This is a genomic window from Pseudomonas fluorescens (genome assembly GCF_001648775.1).
GTDB classification, from domain to species: domain Bacteria; phylum Pseudomonadota; class Gammaproteobacteria; order Pseudomonadales; family Pseudomonadaceae; genus Aquipseudomonas; species Aquipseudomonas fluorescens_M.
The window spans coordinates 172,483-196,254 of sequence record NZ_LVEJ01000008.1; the positions used below are offsets into that span (position 1 = coordinate 172,483).

The following is a 23,772-nucleotide window of genomic DNA, read 5'->3' on the forward strand; positions in this document are numbered from 1 at the left end:
CAAATCCTGAGCACCACACAGATCAACTGTGGGAGCGAGCTTGCTCGCGAAAGCGGAGGATCAGTCACCGAATCGGTTGAATGACACACCGCATTCGCGAGCAAGCTCGCTCCCACAGGATCTCCGGTGTTCACCGAAATGAGTCCATAGAGTGTTGTTCACTATTGTTCATTGTCAATCGCCCAACTGTTCAAATGTGTTCAGCAATGAACGCTCAATCCCCGCGCTTTCAGCGATTTTCACGCCAAATCAACCACTTGCCGTTTCTGGCACGAAACTCGCTCCCGTGCACAGGTCGCTTGACTCCAATAATAAAAAGGCCGAGCCATGTCACTCACCCTGGAGCACGTCAGCCGTACCGTCGAGGGCCAGACCTGGATCGACGATGCGTGCCTGAAATTCGAAGCCGGATCCTTCAACGTTTTGCTCGGCCGCACGCTGTCCGGCAAAACCAGCCTCATGCGTTTAATGGCAGGTTTAGACAAGCCTGACAGCGGTCGCATCCTGATGAACGGCGTCGACGTCACCCAACGCCCGGTGCGTTTGCGCAACGTGTCGATGGTCTATCAGCAGTTCATCAACTACCCGACCATGACCGTGTTCGAGAATATTGCCTCGCCGCTACGACAGGCCGGCGTCTCAAAAGAGATCATCCACAGCAAAGTGCAGGAAACCGCGAAGATGCTGCGCATCGAGAAGTTTCTGCAGCGCTATCCGCTGGAGCTGTCCGGCGGTCAACAGCAACGCACCGCCATGGCTCGCGCGCTGGTCAAGGATGCTGAGCTGATCCTCTTCGATGAGCCGCTGGTCAACCTCGATTACAAACTGCGCGAAGAACTCCGCCAGGAAATGCGCGAGCTGTTCAAGGCGCGCCACACCATCGCGATCTACGCCACCACCGAGCCCAACGAAGCGCTGGCACTCGGCGGCACCACGACCATTCTTCATGAAGGCCGGGTGATTCAGAGCGGCCCGTCGACCTCGGTCTATCACCAGCCACAAACCGTGCTTGCGGCCGAACTGTTCTCGGAGCCGCCGATCAACCTGATGCCCGGGCGCATCGCTGGCAACGAAGTGAGTTTTGCCAACTTCGTGCACTTCCCGTTGAACGTTGATCTGCGCCCGGTGGGCGAGGGCGAGTTCCGTTTTGGCGTGCGCCCCAGCCACATCTCGCTGGTGCCGAGCAACGATGACGATCTGGAATTGGCCGTCACCGTCGAAGTCGCCGAGATCAGCGGTTCGGAAACCTTCCTGCACGTGCGCAACGAACATTTCCTGCTGGTGCTGCATCTGCCCGGCGTTCACGAATACGACGTCGATGCGCCGATCCGCATTTACATCCCGACCCACAAACTGTTCGTTTTCGATGCGCAGGGCCGTCTGGTGCAAGCACCGGGCCGGCGTGTCGCGAGGGTTGCCTGATGGCCGAAATCCGTTTGCAGCACCTCGCCCACAGCTACAGCAAAACCCCGAGCGGCGCGGAGGATTACGCGATTCGCGAGATGGATCACGTCTGGGAGCAGGGCGGCGCCTACGCGTTGCTCGGGCCGTCGGGTTGCGGCAAGTCGACCTTGCTCAACATCATTTCCGGCCTGCTCAGCCCCTCGCAGGGCCACGTGTTGTTCGACGGCAAAGCGGTCAACGACCTGACGCCGGAGAAGCGCAACATCGCTCAGGTTTTTCAGTTTCCGGTGGTCTACGACACCATGACCGTGTTCGATAACTTGGCTTTCCCCTTGCGCAATCAGGGCATGGCCGAGGCGAAAGTACACAGCAAGGTGCAGGAAATCGCCGAAGTCCTCGACCTGCAAAACCTGCTGAGCAAGAAGGCGCGCAACCTCACCGCCGACGAAAAACAGAAAGTCTCGATGGGCCGTGGTCTGGTCCGCGACGACGTTTCCGCAATCCTCTTCGATGAACCGCTGACGGTGATCGACCCGCACCTGAAGTGGAAACTGCGGCGCAAGCTCAAGCAGATCCATGAGCAGTTCAACATCACCATGGTCTACGTCACCCACGATCAACTCGAGGCTTCGACCTTCGCCGACAAGATCGCGGTGATGTACGGCGGTCAGATTGTCCAGTTCGGCACGCCACGGGAATTGTTCGAGCGGCCGAGCCACACCTTTGTCGGCTATTTCATCGGCAGCCCGGGAATGAACCTGATCGAAGTGCAGCCGCAACCGGGCGGTGTCGGTTTCGCCTCGACGCACCTGCCGTTGTCCGACGCCATGCAGCGACATATCGAACACGGCCAGTGGAAAAATCTCAAGGTCGGCATCCGTCCCGAGTTCATTCATGTCTGGGACGAGCCGTTTGATGACGCGATGCAGGCCAGAGTCGTACACGTCGAAGACCTCGGCACCTACAAAATCATGACCCTCGACCTCGACGGCGCGCCGCTGAAAGTACGCCTCACCGAGGACAAACCAGTGCCGCAGGGCACCGCGTACATCAGTTTTCCGGCGCAGTGGCTGATGGTCTATGCCGATGAATTTCTGCTTGAAGCCGACGAGGTGCAGCCATGAACAAGGTGCAGAACAACAAGGCCTGGTGGCTGGTGTTGCCGGTGTTTCTGCTGGTGGCATTCAGTGCGGTGATCCCGATGATGACCGTGGTCAACTATTCGGTGCAGGACATCTTCGACCAGTCCAGCCGCTACTTCGTCGGCGCTGACTGGTACAAGCAAGTGCTGCTGGATCCGCGTCTGCACGACTCGTTGCTGCGTCAGTTCATCTACTCGGCGTGCGTGTTGTTGATTGAAATTCCGCTGGGCATTGCCGTCGCGCTGACCATGCCGACCAAGGGCCGCTGGTCGTCGGTGGTGCTGATCATTCTGGCGATTCCGTTGCTGATCCCGTGGAACGTGGTCGGCACCATCTGGCAGATTTTCGGCCGCGCCGACATTGGTCTGTTGGGTTCGAGCCTCAACGCGATGGGCATCAGCTACAACTACGCGGCCAACACCATGGACGCCTGGGTAACGGTGCTGGTGATGGACGTCTGGCACTGGACTTCACTGGTTGCGTTGCTGTGTTTCTCTGGTTTGCGCGCGATTCCCGACGTGTATTACCAGGCTGCGCGCATCGACCGCGCCTCGGCCTGGGCGGTGTTCCGCCATATTCAATTGCCCAAGCTGAAAAGCGTGCTGCTGATCGCCGTGATGCTGCGCTTCATGGACAGTTTCATGATTTACACCGAGCCGTTCGTGCTCACCGGCGGCGGGCCGGGCAATGCCACGACCTTCTTGAGTCAGACCTTGACCCAGATGGCCGTAGGGCAATTCGACCTCGGTCCGGCAGCGGCGTTTTCGCTGGTGTACTTCCTGATCATCCTGTTGGTGTCCTGGCTGTTTTACACCGCCATGACGCACTCCGACGCCAACCGCTGAGGCCCGGCCATGAGCAAAAGAAAGCTTATTCCGTTGTTGGTGTACATCCTGTTCCTGCTGGTGCCGATTTACTGGCTGCTGAACATGTCATTCAAGAGCAACACCGAAATCCTCGGCGGCCTGACGCTTTTCCCACAGGACTTTACGCTGGCGAACTACAAAGTGATCTTCACCGATCCGAGTTGGTACAACGGCTATCTCAACTCGCTGTATTACGTGAGCCTGAACACGGTGATTTCGCTGAGCGTGGCGTTGCCAGCGGCGTATGCGTTTTCGCGTTACCGTTTTCTCGGCGACAAGCACCTGTTCTTTTGGCTGCTGACCAATCGCATGGCGCCGCCGGCGGTGTTTCTGCTGCCGTTCTTCCAGCTGTATTCGTCGATTGGCCTGTTCGATACGCATATCGCCGTAGCCTTGGCGCACTGCCTGTTCAACGTGCCATTGGCGGTGTGGATTCTTGAGGGCTTCATGTCCGGTGTGCCGAAAGAAATCGACGAAACCGCCTACATCGACGGCTACAGTTTCCCCAAGTTCTTCGTGAAGATTTTCATCCCGCTGATCGGCTCCGGCATCGGCGTCACGGCGTTTTTCTGCTTCATGTTTTCCTGGGTCGAATTGCTGCTCGCGCGCACGTTGACCTCGGTAAATGCCAAGCCGATCGCCGCCGTCATGACGCGCACGGTTTCCGCTTCGGGTATCGATTGGGGTGTGCTGGCAGCGGCGGGGGTGTTGACCATTCTGCCGGGCATGCTGGTGATCTGGTTTGTTCGCAACCACGTGGCCAAGGGCTTTGCCCTCGGTCGGGTCTGAGGAGCTGATGATGGAATGGATGAGTTGGACCACGCCTACCGCAGCTTTCTTCATCGTCATCGGCCTGATTCTGGTCGGCATGACCACTTGGGAACTGCGTTCGCCGAGCATCCTGCGGCGAGGTTTTCTGCCGATTGCCACCACCCGTGGTGATCGTTTGTTTATCGGTCTTCTCGGCAGCGCCTACCTGCATTTGCTGGTGATCGGCGCCACCGACTGGAGCATCTGGGTGGCGTCCGCGTTGTCCCTGGTGTGGCTGTTGGCTGTGATGCGTTGGGGCTAGTCGAGTCAATCGGCAACCGTGCTCCGAAATCCTAAACAGGAGGTCTCTATGTTCGACAAAAACAATAAGCTGCGACATAGCATTTCATTGGCAGCCATGCTGGCACTCAGCGGTTTGAGCGCCGCCGCGTGGGCCGATGCCTACGAAGACGCGGCGAAAAAATGGATCGGCAGTGAATTCAAACCGTCGACCCTGACGGCCGAGCAGCAACTGGAAGAATTGAAGTGGTTCATCAAGGCCGCCGAACCGTTTCGCGGCATGGAAATCAAGGTCGTTTCCGAGACCCTGACCACCCACGAATACGAGTCGAAGGTGCTGGCCAAGGCCTTCACCGAAATCACCGGGATCAAGCTCACCCACGACTTGCTGCAAGAAGGCGACGTGGTCGAGAAAATGCAGACGGTGATGCAGTCCGACAAGAACATCTATGACGGCTGGGTCAACGACTCGGATCTGATCGGTACGCACTTTCGCTACGGCAAGACCGAATCGATCACCGACCTGATGGCCAACGAAGGCAAGAACTTCACTTCGCCGACCCTCGACATCAAGGACTTCATCGGCATCTCGTTCACCACCGCGCCGGACGGCAAGATCTATCAATTGCCCGATCAGCAATTCGCCAACCTGTACTGGTTCCGCGCCGACTGGTTCGAGCGCGCCGACCTGAAAGCCAAGTTCAAGGAAAAGTACGGCTACGAATTGGGCGTGCCGGTGAACTGGTCGGCCTATGAAGACATCGCCAAATTCTTCAGCGAAGACGTCAAGGAAATCGACGGCAAACGCGTTTACGGCCACATGGACTACGGCAAGAAAGATCCGTCGCTGGGCTGGCGTTTCACCGATGCCTGGTTCTCCATGGCCGGGGGCGGCGACAAGGGGCTGCCCAACGGTTTGCCGGTGGACGAGTGGGGGATTCGTGTCGAGGATTGCCACCCTGTCGGCTCCAGCGTGACCCGTGGCGGCGACACCAATGGCCCGGCGGCGGTGTTCGCCACCACCAAGTACGTCGACTGGCTGAAGAAGTACGCGCCACCGGAAGCGGCGGGCATGACTTTCTCCGAGTCGGGGCCGGTACCGTCGCAAGGCAACATCGCCCAGCAGATTTTCTGGTACACCGCATTCACCGCCGACATGACCAAACCGGGCCTGCCGGTGGTCAACGCCGACGGCACACCGAAATGGCGCATGGCGCCATCGCCGCGAGGGCCGTATTGGGAGGAGGGCATGAAGCTCGGTTATCAGGACGTGGGTTCGTGGACGTTCATGAAATCCACGCCTGAGAAACAGAAGCTGGCAGCGTGGCTGTACGCGCAGTTCGTCACTTCGAAAACCGTGTCGCTGAAGAAAACCATCGTCGGCCTGACGCCGATTCGCGAGTCGGACATCAACTCGCAAGCGATGACCGATCTGGCGCCGAAACTCGGTGGTCTGGTCGAGTTCTACCGCAGCCCGGCCCGCGTGCAGTGGACCCCGACCGGGACCAACGTGCCGGACTATCCGCGTCTGGCGCAATTGTGGTGGAGCCACATCGCCGAAGCGGCCAGCGGCGAGAAGACCCCGCAACAGGCGCTGGATGGCTTGGCGAAGGATCAGGACGCGATCATGACGCGTCTGGAACGCTCCAAGGCCCAAGCCGTTTGCGCACCGAAAATGAACCCGGAACGCGACGCGCAATACTGGTTTGATCAACCGGGCGCACCGAAACCGAAACTGGCCAACGAGAAGCCGAAAGGCGAGACCGTGAGCTACAACGAACTGCTGAAATCGTGGGCGGATGCGCGTAAGTAACAGCTGAAATGTGAAAGGCGAACGGCACCGCAAGGTGCCGTTTTCTTTGCTGCCTGATCTACCGTATTCGCTTGCAGGCAAGCTCCCACAGGTTTCTGCGTCGCTCACAAATTCCGAGTGCACTTGGAACCACTGTGGGAGCTTGCCTGCAAGCGATTGCTTTCTGACATTCGACATGGATATCGCTAGATCCGACGCTTTCGCGAGCAAGCTCGCTCCCACAGGTTTTGGCGGCGTCCACACATTTTGTGAATGACTACTGTCCCTATGGGAGCGAGCCTGCTCGCAGGCGAAGGCCTACAGGTTTCAGTGGTGCCCACAAAACCTGAGTACCCCGCAAATCACTGTGGGAGCTTGCCTGCAAGCGAAGGGGCCATTGGCGGCACCGCCGGAAACCCAAGCCGGAACACGGTCATCGCCCCCGGCAAACTCTTAACCTCCGCCACCCCCTGATGCAGGCTCATGATCGAGCGCACGATCGCCAGCCCCAACCCGGTGCTACCCTGCGAACGAGAGCGGCTGCTGTCGACGCGGTAGAAGCGGTCGAACAGATACGGCAGATGTTGCGCCTCAATTCCCGCGCCGGGGTTGCTGACCAGCAGGGATGCCTGCGTCGCACTCTGTTCGACCAGCAGTGTCACGGTTTTCCCGTTCGGGCAATGGCGCAATGCGTTGGACAGCAAATTCGAAATCGCTCGCTGAATCATCAACCGATCGCCCATCACCTGTGCGCTGCCAATGACATTCAAGTGAATATCCTTGTCCTGCGCCGACAACGAAAACATCTCGGCGACTTTCGCCACTTCAACCTCCAGCGCCACCGCTTCAAACGGCGCCAGCGCCGACGGATGACTGACCTGCGCGAGAAACAGCATGTCCGAGACAATCCGCGCCACGCGCTCCAGTTCCTCGGTGCACGACACCAGCACGTCCTTGTACTCATCGACACTGCGTTCGCGCGAAAGGGTCACCTGCGCCTTGCCCATCAGGTTATTGATTGGCGTGCGCAGCTCATGCGCAAGATCGTCGGAGAACTGCGACAACTGCTGCACCCCGGCATCCAGCCGATGCAGCATGAAGTTGATGCCTTGCGCCAGTTCGCTCAGCTCCTGCGGCATGTTCACCATCGACAGCCGATGCTCGAGGTCCTGGGTCGAGACCATCGCCGCCACTTTGCGAAACTCCCGCAGCGGCGCCAATCCGCGTTGCACCGCGCCCCACGCGGTCAGGCCGATGAACACCAGCAACAGCGGCAAGGCAATCAGCGTCGAGCGCAGGTAAGCGCTGAGCAAGGCTTGGTCGTGAGCGTTGTCCATCGACAACAGCACCGGCACGCTGCTGCCATCCTTGAGACGAATCAGCTTGGACACCGTGAGGAATTTCGCCCCCTCAGCATCGATACTGTCGGAGTAGGCCAGTTGCTCGGTGGTCGCCCGTACGGCCTTCAATTCAACCCGTGGATCGCTCAAGCCACTGCCGGACTTGAGCAGCGGTGAACGCTGGTTCAAACGGTCATAAATCGTCAGGGTCAGGTTGTCATGCCCCATGACCTGATCGAGCAGAATGTGCGGCTTGCCGCTGATTTCATTGGCGTCGACGTACAGCGACAGGCTGTGTTCGACCTGCGCCATCTTCTTTTCAAGGCTGTCGCGCGACAGCGTATTAAGTTCATGGGTCAGAGCGAAATAGGCGAGGATCGCCAGAAACACCACCAACAGCGCGCCGAGAATACTCACCGTCAGACCGAGGCGCATCGACAGGCTGGCGGGCTTCATTCCCGTGCCTCCAGCACATAGCCGACGCCGCGCAGGGTGTGGATCAGTTTGCTGTCGAACGGGTCGTCGATCTTCGCTCGCAATCGACGGATCGACACCTCAACGACGTTGGTGTCGCAATCGAAATTCATGTCCCACACCAGCGAGATAATTTGCGTACGGGTCAGCACTTCGCCGGACTGGCGCATCAGCAAATGCAGCAGGGCGAATTCCTTGGTGGTCAGGTCGATCCGCTGTTGCCCGCGAAACGCGCGATGGCGGCCCGGATCGAGTTCCAGATCAGCGACTTTCAGCACCTGCGGCACCGGGATGTTTTCGCTGCGGCGCATCAAGGTGCGTACCCGCGCGAGCAGTTCGGGGAATTCGAACGGCTTGACCAGATAGTCGTCGGCGCCCAGATCGAGGCCACGGATCTTGTCGGCCAGACGCCCGCGTGCGGTGAGCATCATCACCCGCGTGGCGTGGGTTTTGCGCAGTTGTTCAAGCACGCCCCAGCCGTCCAGTTCGGGCAGGTTCACATCGAGAATAATCAGGTCATAGGCCTGTTGCTGCGCCAGGTGCAAACCATCGGCGCCAGTGGCGGCGTGGTCAACCACATATCCACTTTCGGTCAAACCCTGATGCAAGTATTCGGCAGCTTTAAGCTCGTCCTCGATGACAAGGATTCGCATGATCTTTCACCACTTATATTAATGGGTATTAAATTACAAAAGGCCCTCACCCTAGCCCTCTCCCAGAGGGAGAGGGGACTGAATGCGGGATAGTTCAGAACTACACCGACGTGCAAAAACTTTGTTGAATCCGTAATCAACTTGATGTAACAGGTCGATAAATAACGCAAGACACTTCGGTCGGCTCCCTCTCCCCCCGGGAGAGGGCTGGGGTGAGGGGAAGTCCGGACGATAAAGGTTGTAGTGGCTACAGGGTCAACCAACAAGCGCTTTAAAACGGTGCTCTGCGACAGCCGGTCGCAGCGCAAGCCACAAAATCCCCATGACTTTTATTCCGGCAAGTGCAATTCAGCAGATAACTACCGTGTTTTTGTTTCGATGTATTTCGATAACCCCGCCAGCACTTCGCATCCTAGAACAAAACAACTTCGGCAAACCGTGGATAACGGATTTGTAATGTTTCAGTCACCTTGTCGATAAGTTCAAAACCCTACCGTGGCGGCATTGAAAAATCTTGAATAAAGGAAGTCTGCCATTGCCCGGTTTAATTGAACTGACGGCGCGATCACGCCTGAAAAAAACAGTCAGCGGCCTGGTGTTGTTGGCCAGCGCCGGCCTGGCGAACGCCTCGACCCTGACCCTGGATCAAGCCCTGCAAAGCGCCTTCGCCGGCAACCCGGAGCTGGCCGCTGCGCAGTGGGAAATCGGCATCGCCCAAGGTGATCGTCAGCAGGCCGGGCTGATCCCTAACCCCGAAGTGTCGTGGGAAGCCGAAGACACCCGCCGCGATTCGCGCACGACCACGGTGATGCTCAGCCAGCCAATCGAACTGGGCGGCAAACGCGGCGCACGGATCGACGTCGCCAGCCGTGCGCAGGACGCTGCCGGGATTGAACTGGAGCGCAAGCGCAATGCGTTGCGTGCCGATGTGATTCAGGCGTTCAACAGCGCGCAGACCGCGCAACAACGTTTGCAGCTGTCCCGGCAGTCCCTGCAATTGGCCGAGCACGGTTTACGCGTTGCGCAAGGGCGCATCGAAGCGGGTAAATCGTCGCCGGTCGAAGGCACGCGGGCGCAAGTGCAACTCTCGCAAGTGCGCCTTGAACTGAGCCGCGCCGAACGCGATCAGGCCACCGCGTACCAACAACTGGCGCAGGTCATGGGCGCGCCGCTACCGACGTCGACCACGGTGCAGGCGCCCACGCAAAGCATGCCGGCCATTGCTCCACCGACAAGATTGCTTGAGCGTCTGAACGACACCGCCGAGCTGCGACTAGCCAAACTGCAGATCGCTCAGCGTGAAGCGTCGCTGGGACTGGAAAAATCCCAGCGCATTCCCGATCTCACCGTAAGCATCGGCAGCCAATACAGCGAAACCGAGCGCGAGCGGGTCAACGTGGTCGGGCTGTCGATGCCGATCCCACTGTTCAACCGCAATCAGGGCAACGTCCTCGCGGCCGCGCGCCGAACCGATCAGGCGCGGGATCTGCGCAACGCCACCGAGCTGCGTTTGCGCACCGAAGTCCAGACCAGCCTTGAGCAATGGCAGACCGCCAACGGTGAAGTCACAGCCTTCAACCAGACCATTCTGCCCGCCGCGCAAAGTGCGGTCGACAGCGCCACGCGCGGTTTCGAAATGGGCAAGTTCGGCTTCCTCGATGTGCTCGATGCGCAACGCACGTTGATCAGCGCTCGCAGCCAATACATCCAGGCCGTCAGCGAAGCGACCGACGCCCGCGTACGCATCGAACGGATCTTCGGCGACCTCAGCGTCAGCCCTTGAATTTCACTTTTCAGACAACTGCGCGATGGCTCGGCGCAGAGGAGTTTCCATGGATAAAAAATTGATGGTGGTCGCGGTGGCGACGTTGGCGTTGGGCATTGGCATCGGCTCGCAGTGGTCAGGTCACTCAAGCATCGACGCGCATGCCGATGAGGCCGCTGAACACGCCGATCACGCGCAAGAAGGTGCAGCGGCGGAACATGCCGAAGAAGGGCACATCGAACTGAGCGCCGAACAAATCACTGCCGCCGGCATTCAACTGGCCGAAGCGCGGGCGCAAACCATCAGCCGCGGCCTGCCGTTCCCCGGCGAAGTGCGCTTTGACGAGGACCGCACCGCCCACGTCGTGCCACGTGTGCCGGGCGTGGTCGAGTCGGTGGCGGTCAATCTCGGGCAGACGGTGAAGAAGGGCCAGTTACTGGCGGTGATCGCCAGTCAACAGATCTCCGATCAGCGCAGCGAACAGGCGGCCGCGCAACGCCGTTTGGCCTTGGCGCGCACCACCTATGAACGCGAGAAAAAGCTCTGGCAGGACAAGATTTCTGCCGAACAGGATTTCCTCCAGGCGCGCCAAGCGTTGCAGGAGGCTGAAATTGCCCTGAGCAATGCGCAGCAGAAGATCAGCGTGCTCAGCGGCAGCGTGGTCGCCACCGGCGGCAATCGCTACGAATTGCGCGCACCGTTCGACGGCGTGGTGGTGGAAAAACACCTGACGCCGGGGGAAGTGGTTGATGAAACCACGGCGGCTTTCACGCTTTCGGATTTGTCCCGGGTGTGGGTGACGTTCGGCGTTTCACCGAAGGATCTGAGCAAGGTGCAAGTGGGTAAAGCGGTGACCGTCAGCGCACCGGAATTGAATGCTGAAGTCGCCGGCACGGTGGCGTATGTCGGCAGTTTGCTCGGCGAACAAACCCGCACCGCGACCGTTCGCGTGACGCTGGAAAACCCGCAAGGCTCGTGGCGTCCCGGCCTGTTCGTTACTGCGCTGGTGGCGACCGACAGCCGCGAAGCGAAAGTCGCCGTGCCGGAAACCGCGATCCAGACCGTCGAGGACAAACCCACGGTGTTCGTCCGCACCGACGACGGTTTCGAAGCGCGCGCGGTGGAACTGGGCAGTCGCGCCGCCGGCCACGTGGAAATCACCCAAGGCCTGGAACCGGGCGCGCAAGTCGCCAGCGCTGGCAGCTTCGTCCTCAAATCGGAACTGGGCAAAGCCTCAGCCGAGCACAGCCACTGATCCGGAAGAATCCCATGTTCGAACGCCTGATCCAGTTTGCCATCGAGCAGCGCATCATCGTCCTGCTCGCCGTTCTGCTCATGGCCGGCCTCGGCATCGCCAGTTATCAAAAACTGCCGATCGACGCCGTGCCCGACATCACCAACGTCCAGGTGCAGATCAACACCGGTGCCGCCGGGTTCTCGCCGCTGGAAACCGAGCAGCGCATCACCTTCCCGATTGAAACTGCCATGGCCGGTTTGCCGGCACTGGAGCAGACCCGTTCGCTGTCGCGTTCGGGCCTGTCGCAGGTCACGGTGATTTTCAAGGACGGCACCGACCTGTTCTTCGCCCGCCAATTGGTCAACGAGCGCTTGCAGATCGCCAAGGAGCAATTGCCCGAAGGCGCGGAAGCGGTGATGGGGCCGATTTCCACCGGCCTCGGCGAGATTTTTCTGTGGACGGTTGAAGCGAAGGAAGGCGCTGTGAAGGACGACGGCACAACCTACACGCCGACCGATCTGCGGGTGATTCAGGACTGGATCATCAAGCCGCAATTGCGCAACGTGCCGGGCGTGGCCGAGATCAACACCATCGGCGGTTTCGCCAAGGAATATCAGATCGCGCCGGACCCGAAACGCCTGGCGGCCTACAAGCTGACCCTCACCGATCTGGTCACCGCACTGGAGCGCAACAACGCCAACGTCGGCGCCGGTTATATCGAGCGCAGCGGCGAGCAGTTGCTGATCCGTGCGCCGGGGCAAGTGGCGAGCACCGAGGACATCGCCAACATCGTCATGGCCAATGTCGACGGCACGCCGATACGGGTGAAGAACGTGGCGACGGTGGAAATCGGTCGTGAACTGCGCAGCGGCGCGGCCACGGAAAACGGTCGCGAAGTGGTGCTCGGCACCGTGTTCATGTTGATCGGCGAGAACAGCCGCACGGTGTCGCAAGCGGTTGCGAGCAAGCTCGAACAGATCAACAAATCCTTGCCCCAAGGTGTGGTCGCCGTGCCGGTTTACGACCGCACGCACCTGGTCGACAAAGCCATCGCCACGGTGAAGAAGAACCTGATCGAAGGCGCGATTCTGGTGATCGCGATTCTGTTTCTGTTCCTCGGCAATATCCGTGCGGCGCTGATTACCGCGATGGTCATTCCGCTGTCGATGCTGTTCACCTTCACCGGCATGTTCAGCAACAAGGTCAGCGCCAACCTGATGAGCCTGGGCGCGCTGGACTTCGGCATCATCGTCGACGGTGCGGTGGTGATTGTTGAAAACACCCTGCGTCGGTTGGCCCATGCGCAGCAGCATCATGGGCGACTGTTGACTCGCGCTGAGCGTTTCAAAGAAGTCTTTGCCGCAGCGAAAGAGGCGCGGCGACCGCTGATTTTCGGCCAGTTGATCATCATGGTCGTGTACCTGCCGATCTTCGCGCTGAGCGGCGTCGAAGGAAAAATGTTCCACCCGATGGCGTTCACCGTGGTCATCGCTTTGCTTGGCGCGATGCTGCTTTCCGTGACCTTTGTGCCGGCGGCGATTGCGCTGTTCGTGACCGGTAAGGTCAAGGAAGAAGAGGGCGCGGTGATGCGCGGCGCGCGTCGTGTGTATGCGCCGGCGCTGGCGTGGGTGATGTCCCATCGCGCCGTTGCTGTTGGTGCGGCGCTGGGTGTGATCGTGCTCAGCGGCGTGCTCACCAGTCGTATGGGCAGCGAGTTTGTGCCGAGCCTCAGCGAAGGGGATTTTGCCCTGCAAGCGTTGCGCGTGCCGGGCACCAGCCTGACGCAATCGGTGGACATGCAGCAGCGTCTGGAGACTTTGATTCTGGCGAAGGTGCCGGAAGTCGAGCGCGTGTTCGCGCGCACCGGCACCGCCGAAATCGCTTCCGATCCAATGCCGCCGAACATCTCCGACAGCTACGTGATGCTCAAGCCGAAAGAGCAGTGGCCGGATCCTGGCAAGTCACGCGAAACCTTGATGGCGGAACTGCAAGCCGCTGCGGCAACCTTGCCGGGCAGTAACTATGAGTTGTCGCAGCCGATCCAGTTACGCTTCAACGAGCTGATCTCCGGCGTACGCAGCGATGTCGCGGTGAAGGTGTTCGGCGATGACATGGACGTGCTCAATGCCACGGCGGCGAAGATTGCCGCAGCGATGCAAAAGGTCAACGGTGCATCCGAAGTCAAGGTCGAGCAAACCACCGGGCTGCCGGTGCTGACCATCAACATTGATCGCGATAAAGCGGCGCGTTATGGGCTCAATGTCGGTGACGTGCAGGACACCATTGCCGTTGCGGTCGGCGGGCGTAAGGCCGGGACGTTGTATGAGGGCGATCGGCGTTTCGACATGGTCGTGCGCTTGTCCGATGCGATGCGCAAGGACATCGACGGCTTGTCGGCGCTGCTGATTCCGGTGCCCGCAGTGACTGGCTCGGCCAATCAGATCGGTTTCATTGCGCTGCAAGACGTCGCCAGCCTGGATCTGGTGCTCGGGCCGAATCAGGTCAGCCGCGAGAACGGCAAGCGCCTGGTGATCGTCAGCGCCAACGTGCGCGGGCGTGACATCGGTTCGTTCGTCAGCGAGGCTGGTGAGGTGATCGAACGTGATGTGCAAGTCCCGGCCGGTTACTGGACCAGTTGGGGCGGGCAGTTCGAGCAACTGCAATCGGCGGCCAAACGCTTGCAGATCGTGGTGCCGGTGGCGCTGCTGCTGGTGTTCGGCTTGTTGTTCATGATGTTCAACAACCTCAAGGACGGCTTGCTGGTGTTTACCGGGATTCCGTTTGCGTTGACTGGCGGGGTCATGGCGCTGTGGTTGCGCGATATTCCGCTGTCGATTTCGGCGGGTGTCGGGTTTATCGCGTTGTCGGGGGTGGCGGTGTTGAACGGCTTGGTGATGATTGCGTTTATTCGCAATTTGCGTGAGGAGGGGCGGTCTCTTTCCGATGCCATCCACGAAGGCGCGCTGACGCGTCTGCGGCCGGTGTTGATGACGGCGCTGGTGGCGTCGCTGGGGTTTATTCCGATGGCCCTTGCGACCGGCACCGGTGCGGAGGTGCAGCGTCCGCTGGCGACTGTGGTGATCGGCGGGATTCTGTCTTCCACGATCCTCACGCTGCTGATATTGCCGGCGCTCTATCAACTCGCCCATCGCCGTGATGAGGACACTGTTCCAACTAAATAGGTAATCCCCCTGTGGGAGCGAGCCTGCTCGCGAAGGCGATCTGTCAGTCAACAATGATGTGACTGAACCACCGCTTTCGCGAGCAGGCTCGCTCCCACAGGGGTTCCGTGCACTGAACCGGGAGATAACGGATATGTAATTTCCACGCCACCGTCACGAAAGGTTCGGATTGTTACCTTGATCCCGTCAGCTACTTAAACGAGGAATCAAACATGAAACTTACCCAACTCACTACCTTCGTCACCGCTCTGGCGATCTCTTCCGTGGCCCTGGCCGAAGGCGGCGGCGACCGCACATTCGAGCGGATGATGACCAGCAACGACCGCTCCATGGAGTTGTTCGTCGCCAAGGAAAAAGCCGCTGGCAACCCGGTGGTCGTCAACGACAAGAAAGACGACAAGACCCGCGACCTGTAAGCCTGTAGCACCTGAACAAGCCCGATATCGCGCATCGATGCCGGGCTTTTTTTACGCCCGGACGGGAAGGAAATGGATATGAAAGTACTCAAGTTGATTGCATTCGCCGCGGTCATGGCTATGTCTGTGAATGTGCTGGCCGAAGGTGGCGGTGACCGCACTTTTGAACGCGCGCTCAGCGCCAACGCCAAAGCCATGGAGCAGTACGCCGCCAACCAGGGCAAGGCGCCACCGGTGGTGAAGGATTACGCGTACGGCATGAAGCTGGACGTGGTCAAAGTGGTGAGCGTGGTGAAGCCGCAGCCTGCGTGCAATGTCGTGCCCACCGCGATGACCTACGAGGATTCCAAAGGTCAGCTCAACACCATCAAGTACAGCGTGATGGGTGTGTGTCGAAACGGCGGGAGCTGATGGCGCACGTTGTGTATTTCAATTCGTGATGTTTAAAGTTTGTGTTGGAAAAGCAGAACCTTCCCACAATGTTTTCAGGTTGTCCGTCGGACGTTGGCTCTCTAGTGTGTGTGGGTCGCTGCCAATTCAGCGATCGGGATTGGAACCCCGCGGCTCAACTGAAGCAAGACGCACTGTTCATGACGTATGCTTGCGCACTTTCATGTGTGCACTCCGTTATGGCGGCTGTGCGCGGGAGACTTCGAGTCTGTCGGGTTTGCTCAGTTGCCCGGGTTCCAACCTGCGTACAGCTGCCACCCTTTCGCGTGGAACCGAAAGGGCCAGCTCCACCTTGAAGCTGAGTAAAAACATTATGAAAAAGCCAACACCCAATCCCCCCGAAACAGATGCCATCCCCGACGCCAACTCAACATCCCCTTACGCCTCCATCGACACCCGAAAGCTCCACGAAGCCGCCGACCGCGCCCTCGACTTCTACCTTAAACCGTCGGCCGCCATCATGTCCGCACCGTACCTCCCCAACCAGATGTTCCTGGTCAATCCGAAAGCCGACACTGAATCATTACTGGCAAACGCCAGCGAATCCCTGGCCTCGGCCACGGTGATGCTCGGCGACTTCGCCGCGATGCTGGGCGGCACCCATCGCAAAACCCTGCTCGGTATCGCGCAGGTCGTCATGCTTGGCGAACTGGCGGTGAACAAAGCGCTGGATAACGTGGAACCTGCGGCGTAGTTATCAATGGCCAGTTTTTAGCCGTTGTTTTTGCGCTGGCCTCAAAATCCTGCCCCCTCACCCCAGCCCTCTCCCCCGAGGGGGGCGAGGGGGAAAGGGAGCAGATCTTCAAGCCATTCAAAACCACAGTACGCCTCGGTTTTTCAGGTCGATGTATCTTCAACAACCAACTCGGTCAGTCCCCTCTACCTCTGGGAGAGGGCTAGGGTGAGGGCCGGGCCTGAACCTGGAAAACTTAACCACGGCAAAACGCAGAGCAAAAAAGGCGCCCCGAAGAACGCCAAAAGATTCATCTCTTACCAAAGGAGCAAGGCGCTTCTAAAGGTGAGTCTGCATCAACCGCAACGGCTGGCACTGACGCGGCCTCATGGTTCAATTTACGTCGGGCAATCTCTGCACCGCGCAGGCGCAGCGGTGTTTCGATAAAGCGGTAGTTGAGCTCACTCAACACCACCAGCACAACCACCGACGTCAGCACCAGCTCGAGGGTAAAACGCCCGTCCAGCGGCACACCCTGACTGGCGGCCACCCGCGTCCAGATCTCGGTACTCAAGTGGTTGGTAAACACGTGGATCACGTACAGGCCATACGACCGTGAGCCGAGCCACTGCATGAAAGCGCGCATGAACACCGGGCAATAGATGTAGCCTTTCTGGTAACTCGCCAACCAGACAATCACCAGCGCGACGATCGCGACCATGCCGACCGCAATCGGCAGGGCAATCAGGTGTATGGCAACGGCGCCCAGCAGGTAGAGCAAAAACAGCGTGCACAGCAGCGGTTTGAGCGCCCCCCGACCCAACCCGAGTGGTTCTATCTGCTGATAGAGGCGGGTGCGGGTGAACAGGCACAGGATAATTCCCCAGAGCAGGGCGTCGAGGCGGAAGTTTGCGAGCAGGCTGCTTGTCGGGGTGCCGAAAGGGTTTCGATCCAGACCGAACTGCAGGGCAATGAGCGCGAACAGGGCAATGACCCGCCAGCGTGGTGCGCTGATTAACAGCAGAAAAAACGGGAAGACGAGGTAGAACTGTTCTTCCAGCGCCAGGCTCCAGTATTGAGGGCTGGAGCCCAATAGCGCACCGTATCGATGCGCAAGGTTAGCGCTGAATGTCGCGACAGCGGTGACACTGTGCAGATTATCGAACCAGGAGCCGAAGGCGTTCGACTGGTTGAAAACGATGGAGAAGCACAGTGGCATGAGAATCCACAGCCACGCTGTCGGCAGTAGACGATAGGCGCGGCGCAGCCAGAAACACGCCGCTGCCAGACCAAACTGACCCTGCGCGCGGTGTTTGTCGAAGTAGTCCAGGTACGCCTTGCTCACCACGAAACCCGAGATGCAGAAGAACAGGTCCACTCCGGTCCAGGGCATGTAAATCGAGAATATTTTCAGCAGCGTATCGGCATGGAACGGCAGCATCATGGTGACATGGCTGAAGAAGGTCAGCCCGACAGCCGCCCCGCGCAAGTACTCGATTTCCAGGTTTTTACCGCTACTCATCGGTCCCTCATTATTGTTGTTTGTCCGCGCAGGCGAAGATGGCAGGTGGCCTGCGGTTCGGTCAAGGCAACGATGGCTTTTTCCAACGCAAAAAAAGGCGCCCCGAAGGACGCCAAAAAATTCACCTCTTACCAAAGGAGCAAGGAGCTTCTAAAGGTGAATGGGTATCGACCAATCAGTCAGAGAATGGCCAGCGGATACTCGACAATCACCCGCACTTCATCCAGATCGGACTCGAACGCCGTGGCGCGAGTGGTGGCCTGGCGCAAGCGCAGTGACAGGTCTTTCATCGAACCGCTTTGCACCACGTATTTGACTTCGAAATCGCGCTCCCAGCGCTTTTGGTCGGTCAGCGGATTGCCTTCGGCGTCACGGCGCATGTACACGGCGTTGGCGTTGGAATAGTCGGCATCAGTGCCGCGCGCGTAACGAGTCATGAACGACAAACCGGGTACGCCATAGGTGCTCATGTCGAGGTCATAACGCACCATCCACGAACGCTCTTTCGGCGAGTTGAAGTCGCTGTACTGGATCGAGTTGTCGAGAAAGATCGAATCGGACTGGCGCAGATAATCGAAGTCGTCGTTACCGTTGTTGCGCTGGTGGGAGAGGGCGACGGAATGGGCGCCGAGTTTCACGCCAACGCGGCCGCTCCAGATGTTGTTGTCGAACTCGCCGAGCAGTTGTTTGCCTTCATCGACGGCCTTGTAATAGTTCAGGCCCCCGAACAGTGAAAGGTCATCCGAGAGCGGATAAGTCCAGGCCGTGCCGGCGTAGTACTGATTCCACGCGTCTTTCAGGCGACTCGAATAGAGGCTGAAACTGAGGTTCTTGTTCAGCACATAATCGCCACCGCCGTAGGCGATCCACGGTGAATTGACCGGGCCGGCGTAGAAGGTCGCGAAGTTTTCGCGCATGTCGCTCGACACCGGTTGGCTCATCGCATGCAATCGACCACCCTGCACCGACAGACCTTCGATGCTGGTGTTGCTCGCCGTCACCCCGCGAAAGCTTTCCGGCAGCAAACGCGAGTCACCCGCCGCGACCACCGGGTTGGCCGGGAACACATCACCGACCCTGACCACCGTATCGAATGCCCGCACTTTTGCGGCGCCACCGACCTTGGTGTATTCGTCCCGCGCCTCGCCGTCGCTGTTGACCGGCAACACATCAAACGAACTGCGCCCACCGTTGCGCCCGTCACCGCTGTCGAGTTTCAGCCCGATCATCGCAAACGCATCGACCCCAAACCCGACGGTGCCTTGAGTGAAACCGGATTCGAACTTGCTGATCAGCGCATGCGCCCAGGCTTCGGAATAACCGTTGCCGGTCGGGCTGGACTGGCCATCGCGATGGTCACGATTGAAGTAGAAGTTGCGGTTGAGCACCGTCAGGCTGCTGCCCTCGACAAAGCCTTCGGGCTTGTCTTCTGCAAACACCATGGACGGCCCTGAGCCGACCACCACCGCTAAAGCGGCCAGCGATATTTTTGAATTGTTAACCATCAAACACTCCTAGGGTTCGGCAGAACGGGAACGTGCGTCGGCGTGGGTTTTATTGTTCGGCGGGGCAGGGCCCGCCGGCATGGTCGCCGGGTAACATCGTTGCAAGCTGCGGATAACGCCAAGGTGATGAGGGAATTACAATTTCGTCATGTGGCTGGAATTAGAACCCTGTGTCAGGTCAGGGCTGCGAGTTGTTCGATTGTCTGTGGAAAACGCTCGACCAGACGGATCAGGGTTGTGGCCTGAGCATTGGGCGTTGCTCGTCCTTGCTCCCAGTTTTCGAGCGTTCGCGTGTTGGTGCGTAGGTACATCGCGAATACTGACCGGGAAAGATTAAGTTGCTGACGGATGGCTACCACTTCCTCCGCAGTGATCGGCATCAGTTTTGGCAACTGAACCTTGTGGGTACGCAAGGTGATTTTGCCTTGGCGTTCATCGGCCAATGCATCCAGGCCATCCATCAGTTCGGAAAAAATGTCACGTTTCATAGTGGCTTCTCGCATTGAGTTCTTTATCCAGTGTTTTTCTGAAAAGTTTTTTCTGGGCAGGCGTCAAATCGTCCTGCTCGTTTTTGTTGTAGACGGTAAAGAGCCAGAACTGATCGAAGCCTGACCACCAGTAATAAATCACTCGCAATCCGCTGCGTTTACCTTTCCCTCTTCGTTGGTCGCCAAAGCGAATTTTGCGAAGCCCGCCCGTGTCCTCGATGAGATCGCCCGCTTCCGGATTTTTCAACAGCTCCAGTTGAAAGCTGCGAAACAGATCGTCATCCAGATAGTCGTCTCGGTGCTTCTGAAACACAGGCAATTCGATAAATAGAGCATCCATGTTCTGTACGTTACCCGCGTATAGTGTTGTCTCGATAATCGAATCGGTCAAGGCCTCCTGGCCTTGCTTTTCGTCCCTTTTTCAACGGTAGACGCCGCTCGTAAAAACACCTGTAGGACGAATCACCGCGTGTGGTGAGAATGTTCGATTGATCTATGAAGAGGCTTCGCAGCTACCGTGTCGGAACAATCCCGCAGAAGTGTCCAGCGCCGAATGGTGATAGCGGCGGAGTGTCAGGGTATGAAGAGGTTGAATGTGTCGACGCCTTCGCGAGCAGGCTCGCTCCCACAGTGGTCCAGGGTGGGTACAGACTTTGTGAACACCATCGAAACCTGTGGGAGCCCGGCAAGCCCGCGATGAGGTCAGCGCAAGCGCTCGAGATGTTGAATCCCGCAAAAACAAAAACGGCACCCGAAGGTGCCGTTTTCATTTCTAGCCAGCCGAACTATCAGCCCGCCAGACCCGCCTGCTGAACCAGTGTCAGCAATGGCTGCGGGTACACACCCAGGAAGAACGCGACCAGGGCGATGGCCAGCAGCATCACGCCGCCTGCCTTCTGTTCCCAGTGCAGCTGGGCGTCGTGGCGACGCAGGTTTGGCTCGATCAGGTACAGGGTGACCATCACGCGCAGGTAGTAGAAGACGCCGATGGCGCTGCCCAGTACCAGCGAACCCACCAACCACCACTGATGCGATTCAACACCGGTAGCGATGATGTAGAACTTGCCGATGAAGCCTGCAGTCAGCGGGATACCCGCCAGCGACAGCATCATCACGGTGAGTACGGCGGTCAGGTACGGACGGCGCCAGAACAGGCCGCGGTATTCGTACAGGGCGTCCGCGTCACGGCCGTTGTACGGCGAGGACATCAGGGTGATCACGCCGAAGGCGCCGAGGCTGGTGATCACGTAGGTGACCAGGTACACGCCGATGGCTTCCACCGCCAGACCCTTGCTCGCCACCAGCGCGATCAGCAGGTAGCCGAAGTGCGCGATGGACGAGTAACCGAGCAGACGCTTGAGGTTGCTCTGGGTCAGGGCCAGCAGGTTACCGAACAGGATCGAGGCGATGGCGATAACGGTCAGCACGTCGCTCAGTACACCACTGCTGGCGGCAGGGGAGATCTGGAACAGACGCACCATCACCGCAAACACTGCCACTTTCGACGCGGTCGCGAGGAACGCAGCCACTGGAGCCGGAGCACCTTCGTAGACGTCCGGCGTCCACAGGTGGAACGGTACCAGCGACAGCTTGAACGCCAGGCCGATCAGCATCATGCCCAGGCCCAGTTGCGCCAGCGAGCTAGGCAGGCCAGTTGCAGCCAGAGCCTGACCGATACCGACGAAGCTCAGCGAACCCGAGTCTGCGTACAGCAGCGCCATACCGAACAACAGGAACGCGGAACCGGCGGCCGACAGCACCATGTATTTGATGCCGGCTTCCAGCGAACGCTTGTTGAAGAAGGCGTAAGCCACCAGACCGTAAACCGGTACCGAGAGCAGTTCCAGACCGATGAACAAACCGGCCAGGTGCTGCGCGCTGACCAGAACCAGACCACCGGCGGCGGCCATCAGGATCAGCAAGTACAGTTCTTCACGGTTGCCCGGGTAACCCGTACCGCCATCACCCAAATAGGCGTGGGCGAGGGTGACGCAAGCAAGCGTGGCGACCAGGATCAGCGCCATGTACAGGCAGGCAAAGGAGTCGATCTGCAGCAGTGGAGTCACGGCCAGAGGCGCGACTTTCAAGGCCGGCAGGATCGACAGCAAGGCCAGGTTCAGACCGGCGACCGAGATCAGGAAGGTCTGCGAGTGGTTGCGGCGCCAGGCGATTGCCAGCATCACCACGATAATGGTGAGGCTGGTGATCAACAGTGGCGCAAGCGCAATAAAGTGTTGAATCGTGAATTCCATAGCGCTCTTACCGGGCCGAAGCGAGTTGAGTGAAGGCGGTGCCGAGCCACTGCTGCACGCCATGCATCGTGGCGGCAGACGTGTCGAGGAACGGTTGCGGGTACACGCCGAGGTAAATCAGCAGCACCGCAAGGCCCAGCACCATGATCAGTTCGCGAGCGTCCATACCGTGCAGGATCGAATCCGATTTCGACGGACCGAAGTAGGCACGGTGGATCATGATCAGCGAGTAGACCGAACCGAACACCAGACCGGAGGTAGCAATCGCGGTGATCCATGGCGCGCTGGCGAACGTACCGATCAGGATCAGGAACTCACCGACAAAGTTACCGGTGCCCGGCAGACCCAAGGACGCGGCCGCAAAGAACAGGCTGATCGCCGGCAGGTAAGCGATACGCGACCACAGACCGCCCATCTCACGCATGTCACGAGTGTGCAGACGCTCGTACAACTGACCGCTGAGGATAAACAGTGCCGCCGCCGACACGCCGTGCGCCAACATCTGGATCACTGCACCTTGCAGGGCCAGTTGGCTGCCGGAGTAGATGCCGATCAACACGAAGCCCATGTGGGAAACGGAGGAGAAGGCGATCAGGCGCTTGATGTCGGTTTGCGCGAACGCGAGGAACGCACCGTAGAAGATCCCGATCAGACCGAGGGTCATGGCGATCGGCGCGAACTCGGCCGAAGCATTCGGGAACAACGGCAGGGCGAAACGCAGCAGACCGTAGGCAGCGGTTTTCAGCAGGATACCGGCGAGGTCGACGGAACCTGCAGTCGGCGCCTGGGCGTGGGCATCAGGCAACCACGAGTGGAACGGTACGACCGGCAGCTTGACCGCAAAAGCGATGAAGAAGCCGAGCATGAGGATGTACTCGGTGGTCATCGACATCTTGGTTTTCAACAGGTCGGCGTAGTTGAAAGTAATCACGCCCGTGTTGTTGAAGTTGACCAGCACCAGACCGAGGATCGCCACCAGCATGATCAGGCCGGAAGCCTGAGTGAAGATGAAGAACTTGGTCGCCGCGTAGATCCGGGTTTTCTTGCCGTCCGAAGAACTGTGACCCCAGAGCGCGATGAGGAAGTACATCGGCACCAGCATCATTTCCCAGAAGAAGAAGAACATGAACAGGTCGAGGGCGAGGAACACGCCGACAACGCCGCCCAGGATCCACATCAGGTTCAGGTGGAAGAAGCCAACGTGACGTTGAATCTCTTTCCACGAGCAGAGTACCGAGAGGATACCCAGCAGACCGGTCAGCAGGATCATCAACAGCGACAGGCCGTCGAGGGCCAGGTGCACGTTGATGCCGAAGCGCTGGATCCAGACATGCTTGAACTCAAGCGCCCAGGTCGGATCGGCGCCTGGCGCCGGAGCAAATGAATAGTCACCGTGGGCCCACAGCCAGAGGCCGAGGGCGAGTTCCAGGGTCATGGTCAACAGCGCAATCCAGCGGGGGAGGGTAGCGCCGAAGCGCTCACCCATCCAGCACAGCAGGCCGCCGATGAAGGGGATCAGGATTAGCCAAGGCAGAATCATGACGGGCTCGTTTCCTTTCGC

At 59.1% G+C, this 23,772-nt stretch carries 20 protein-coding genes; 12 read left to right on the top strand and 8 right to left on the bottom strand.

The genetic code is table 11. The features are described from left to right. The first annotated feature begins 327 nt into the window (after positions 1-327). From A8O26_RS09465 to A8O26_RS09490, 6 genes are read left to right on the top strand one after another with little or no spacing between them, the layout of a single operon-like run. A complete protein-coding gene (locus tag A8O26_RS09465; protein WP_064117772.1) occupies positions 328-1,422 on the top strand; it encodes an ABC transporter ATP-binding protein in 1,095 nt (364 codons plus the stop codon). After that, positions 1,422-2,528 (top strand): ABC transporter ATP-binding protein, encoded by a 1,107-nt coding sequence (locus A8O26_RS09470; protein WP_064117773.1) that lies wholly within the window; start codon positions 1,422-1,424, stop codon positions 2,526-2,528. The genes A8O26_RS09465 and A8O26_RS09470 overlap by 1 nt, the downstream gene beginning before the upstream one ends. After that, positions 2,525-3,391, top strand: a complete 867-nt coding sequence (locus A8O26_RS09475) for a carbohydrate ABC transporter permease (protein ID WP_007912484.1) — start codon at positions 2,525-2,527, stop codon at positions 3,389-3,391. Before A8O26_RS09470 ends, A8O26_RS09475 begins: the two co-directional genes overlap by 4 nt. Positions 3,392-3,400: 9 nt before the next feature. After that, positions 3,401-4,201, top strand: coding sequence for a carbohydrate ABC transporter permease (locus tag A8O26_RS09480; protein ID WP_008083745.1), 801 nt, complete (start codon positions 3,401-3,403; stop codon positions 4,199-4,201). 10 nt (positions 4,202-4,211) lie between these two features. Next, complete coding sequence (locus A8O26_RS09485) at positions 4,212-4,484, top strand: DUF2160 domain-containing protein (RefSeq protein ID WP_007912485.1); 273 nt, start codon at positions 4,212-4,214, stop codon at positions 4,482-4,484. A gap of 48 nt (positions 4,485-4,532) precedes the next feature. After that, on the top strand, positions 4,533-6,275 hold the full coding sequence (locus A8O26_RS09490; protein ID WP_064117774.1) for an ABC transporter substrate-binding protein: 1,743 nt from the start codon (positions 4,533-4,535) through the stop codon (positions 6,273-6,275). A gap of 341 nt (positions 6,276-6,616) precedes the next feature. On the opposite strand, the gene A8O26_RS09495 is transcribed toward A8O26_RS09490, so the two are convergent. Beyond that, the gene (locus A8O26_RS09495) at positions 6,617-8,050 is read right to left on the bottom strand and encodes a heavy metal sensor histidine kinase (protein ID WP_064117775.1); all 1,434 of its coding nucleotides are present in this window, start codon (positions 8,048-8,050) and stop codon (positions 6,617-6,619) included. Beyond that, positions 8,047-8,721, bottom strand: a complete 675-nt coding sequence (locus A8O26_RS09500) for a heavy metal response regulator transcription factor (RefSeq protein WP_064117776.1) — start codon at positions 8,719-8,721, stop codon at positions 8,047-8,049. The genes A8O26_RS09495 and A8O26_RS09500 overlap by 4 nt, the downstream gene beginning before the upstream one ends. Before the next feature lie 535 nt (positions 8,722-9,256). On the opposite strand from A8O26_RS09500, the gene A8O26_RS09505 reads away from it, so the two are divergent. The 6 genes from A8O26_RS09505 to A8O26_RS09530 all read left to right on the top strand — a co-directional run bounded on the left by A8O26_RS09505 (position 9,257) and on the right by A8O26_RS09530 (position 16,465). Beyond that, positions 9,257-10,504: a TolC family protein gene (locus A8O26_RS09505; protein WP_064117777.1), complete on the top strand. Its 1,248-nt coding sequence runs from the start codon at positions 9,257-9,259 to the stop codon at positions 10,502-10,504. A gap of 49 nt (positions 10,505-10,553) precedes the next feature. After that, positions 10,554-11,741, top strand: a complete 1,188-nt coding sequence (locus A8O26_RS09510; RefSeq protein ID WP_064117778.1) for an efflux RND transporter periplasmic adaptor subunit — start codon at positions 10,554-10,556, stop codon at positions 11,739-11,741. Positions 11,742-11,755: 14 nt separating this feature from the next. Then, the gene (locus A8O26_RS09515) at positions 11,756-14,905 is read left to right on the top strand and encodes a CusA/CzcA family heavy metal efflux RND transporter (protein ID WP_064117779.1); all 3,150 of its coding nucleotides are present in this window, start codon (positions 11,756-11,758) and stop codon (positions 14,903-14,905) included. A 212-nt stretch (positions 14,906-15,117) separates the two neighbouring features. Beyond that, positions 15,118-15,321, top strand: a complete 204-nt coding sequence (locus A8O26_RS09520; RefSeq protein ID WP_064117780.1) for a co-regulatory protein PtrA N-terminal domain-containing protein — start codon at positions 15,118-15,120, stop codon at positions 15,319-15,321. Between the two features lie 78 nt (positions 15,322-15,399). Further along, a complete protein-coding gene (locus A8O26_RS09525; protein WP_064117781.1) occupies positions 15,400-15,732 on the top strand; it encodes a DUF2790 domain-containing protein in 333 nt (110 codons plus the stop codon). Between the two features lie 352 nt (positions 15,733-16,084). Next, positions 16,085-16,465, top strand: coding sequence for a DUF6124 family protein (locus tag A8O26_RS09530; RefSeq protein ID WP_064117782.1), 381 nt, complete (start codon positions 16,085-16,087; stop codon positions 16,463-16,465). A gap of 289 nt (positions 16,466-16,754) precedes the next feature. On the opposite strand, the gene A8O26_RS09535 is transcribed toward A8O26_RS09530, so the two are convergent. The 6 genes from A8O26_RS09535 to nuoM form a co-directional block, all read right to left on the bottom strand. Continuing rightward, entirely contained in the window at positions 16,755-17,966 is a 1,212-nt protein-coding gene (locus A8O26_RS09535) for an acyltransferase family protein (protein ID WP_064117783.1), read from the bottom strand. Between the two features lie 179 nt (positions 17,967-18,145). Next, positions 18,146-19,471: an OprD family porin gene (locus tag A8O26_RS09540; RefSeq protein ID WP_064117784.1), complete on the bottom strand. Its 1,326-nt coding sequence runs from the start codon at positions 19,469-19,471 to the stop codon at positions 18,146-18,148. Positions 19,472-19,644: 173 nt separating this feature from the next. After that, a complete protein-coding gene (locus A8O26_RS09545; protein ID WP_064117785.1) occupies positions 19,645-19,959 on the bottom strand; it encodes a helix-turn-helix domain-containing protein in 315 nt (104 codons plus the stop codon). Next, complete coding sequence (locus tag A8O26_RS09550) at positions 19,949-20,299, bottom strand: hypothetical protein (protein ID WP_064117816.1); 351 nt, start codon at positions 20,297-20,299, stop codon at positions 19,949-19,951. Before A8O26_RS09550 ends, A8O26_RS09545 begins: the two co-directional genes overlap by 11 nt. 448 nt (positions 20,300-20,747) lie before the next feature. After that, positions 20,748-22,211, bottom strand: coding sequence for an NADH-quinone oxidoreductase subunit NuoN (gene nuoN, locus A8O26_RS09555; RefSeq protein WP_064117786.1), 1,464 nt, complete (start codon positions 22,209-22,211; stop codon positions 20,748-20,750). Between the two features lie 7 nt (positions 22,212-22,218). Continuing rightward, a complete protein-coding gene (gene nuoM, locus A8O26_RS09560; protein ID WP_064117787.1) occupies positions 22,219-23,751 on the bottom strand; it encodes an NADH-quinone oxidoreductase subunit M in 1,533 nt (510 codons plus the stop codon). Positions 23,752-23,772: the final 21 nt, after the last annotated feature.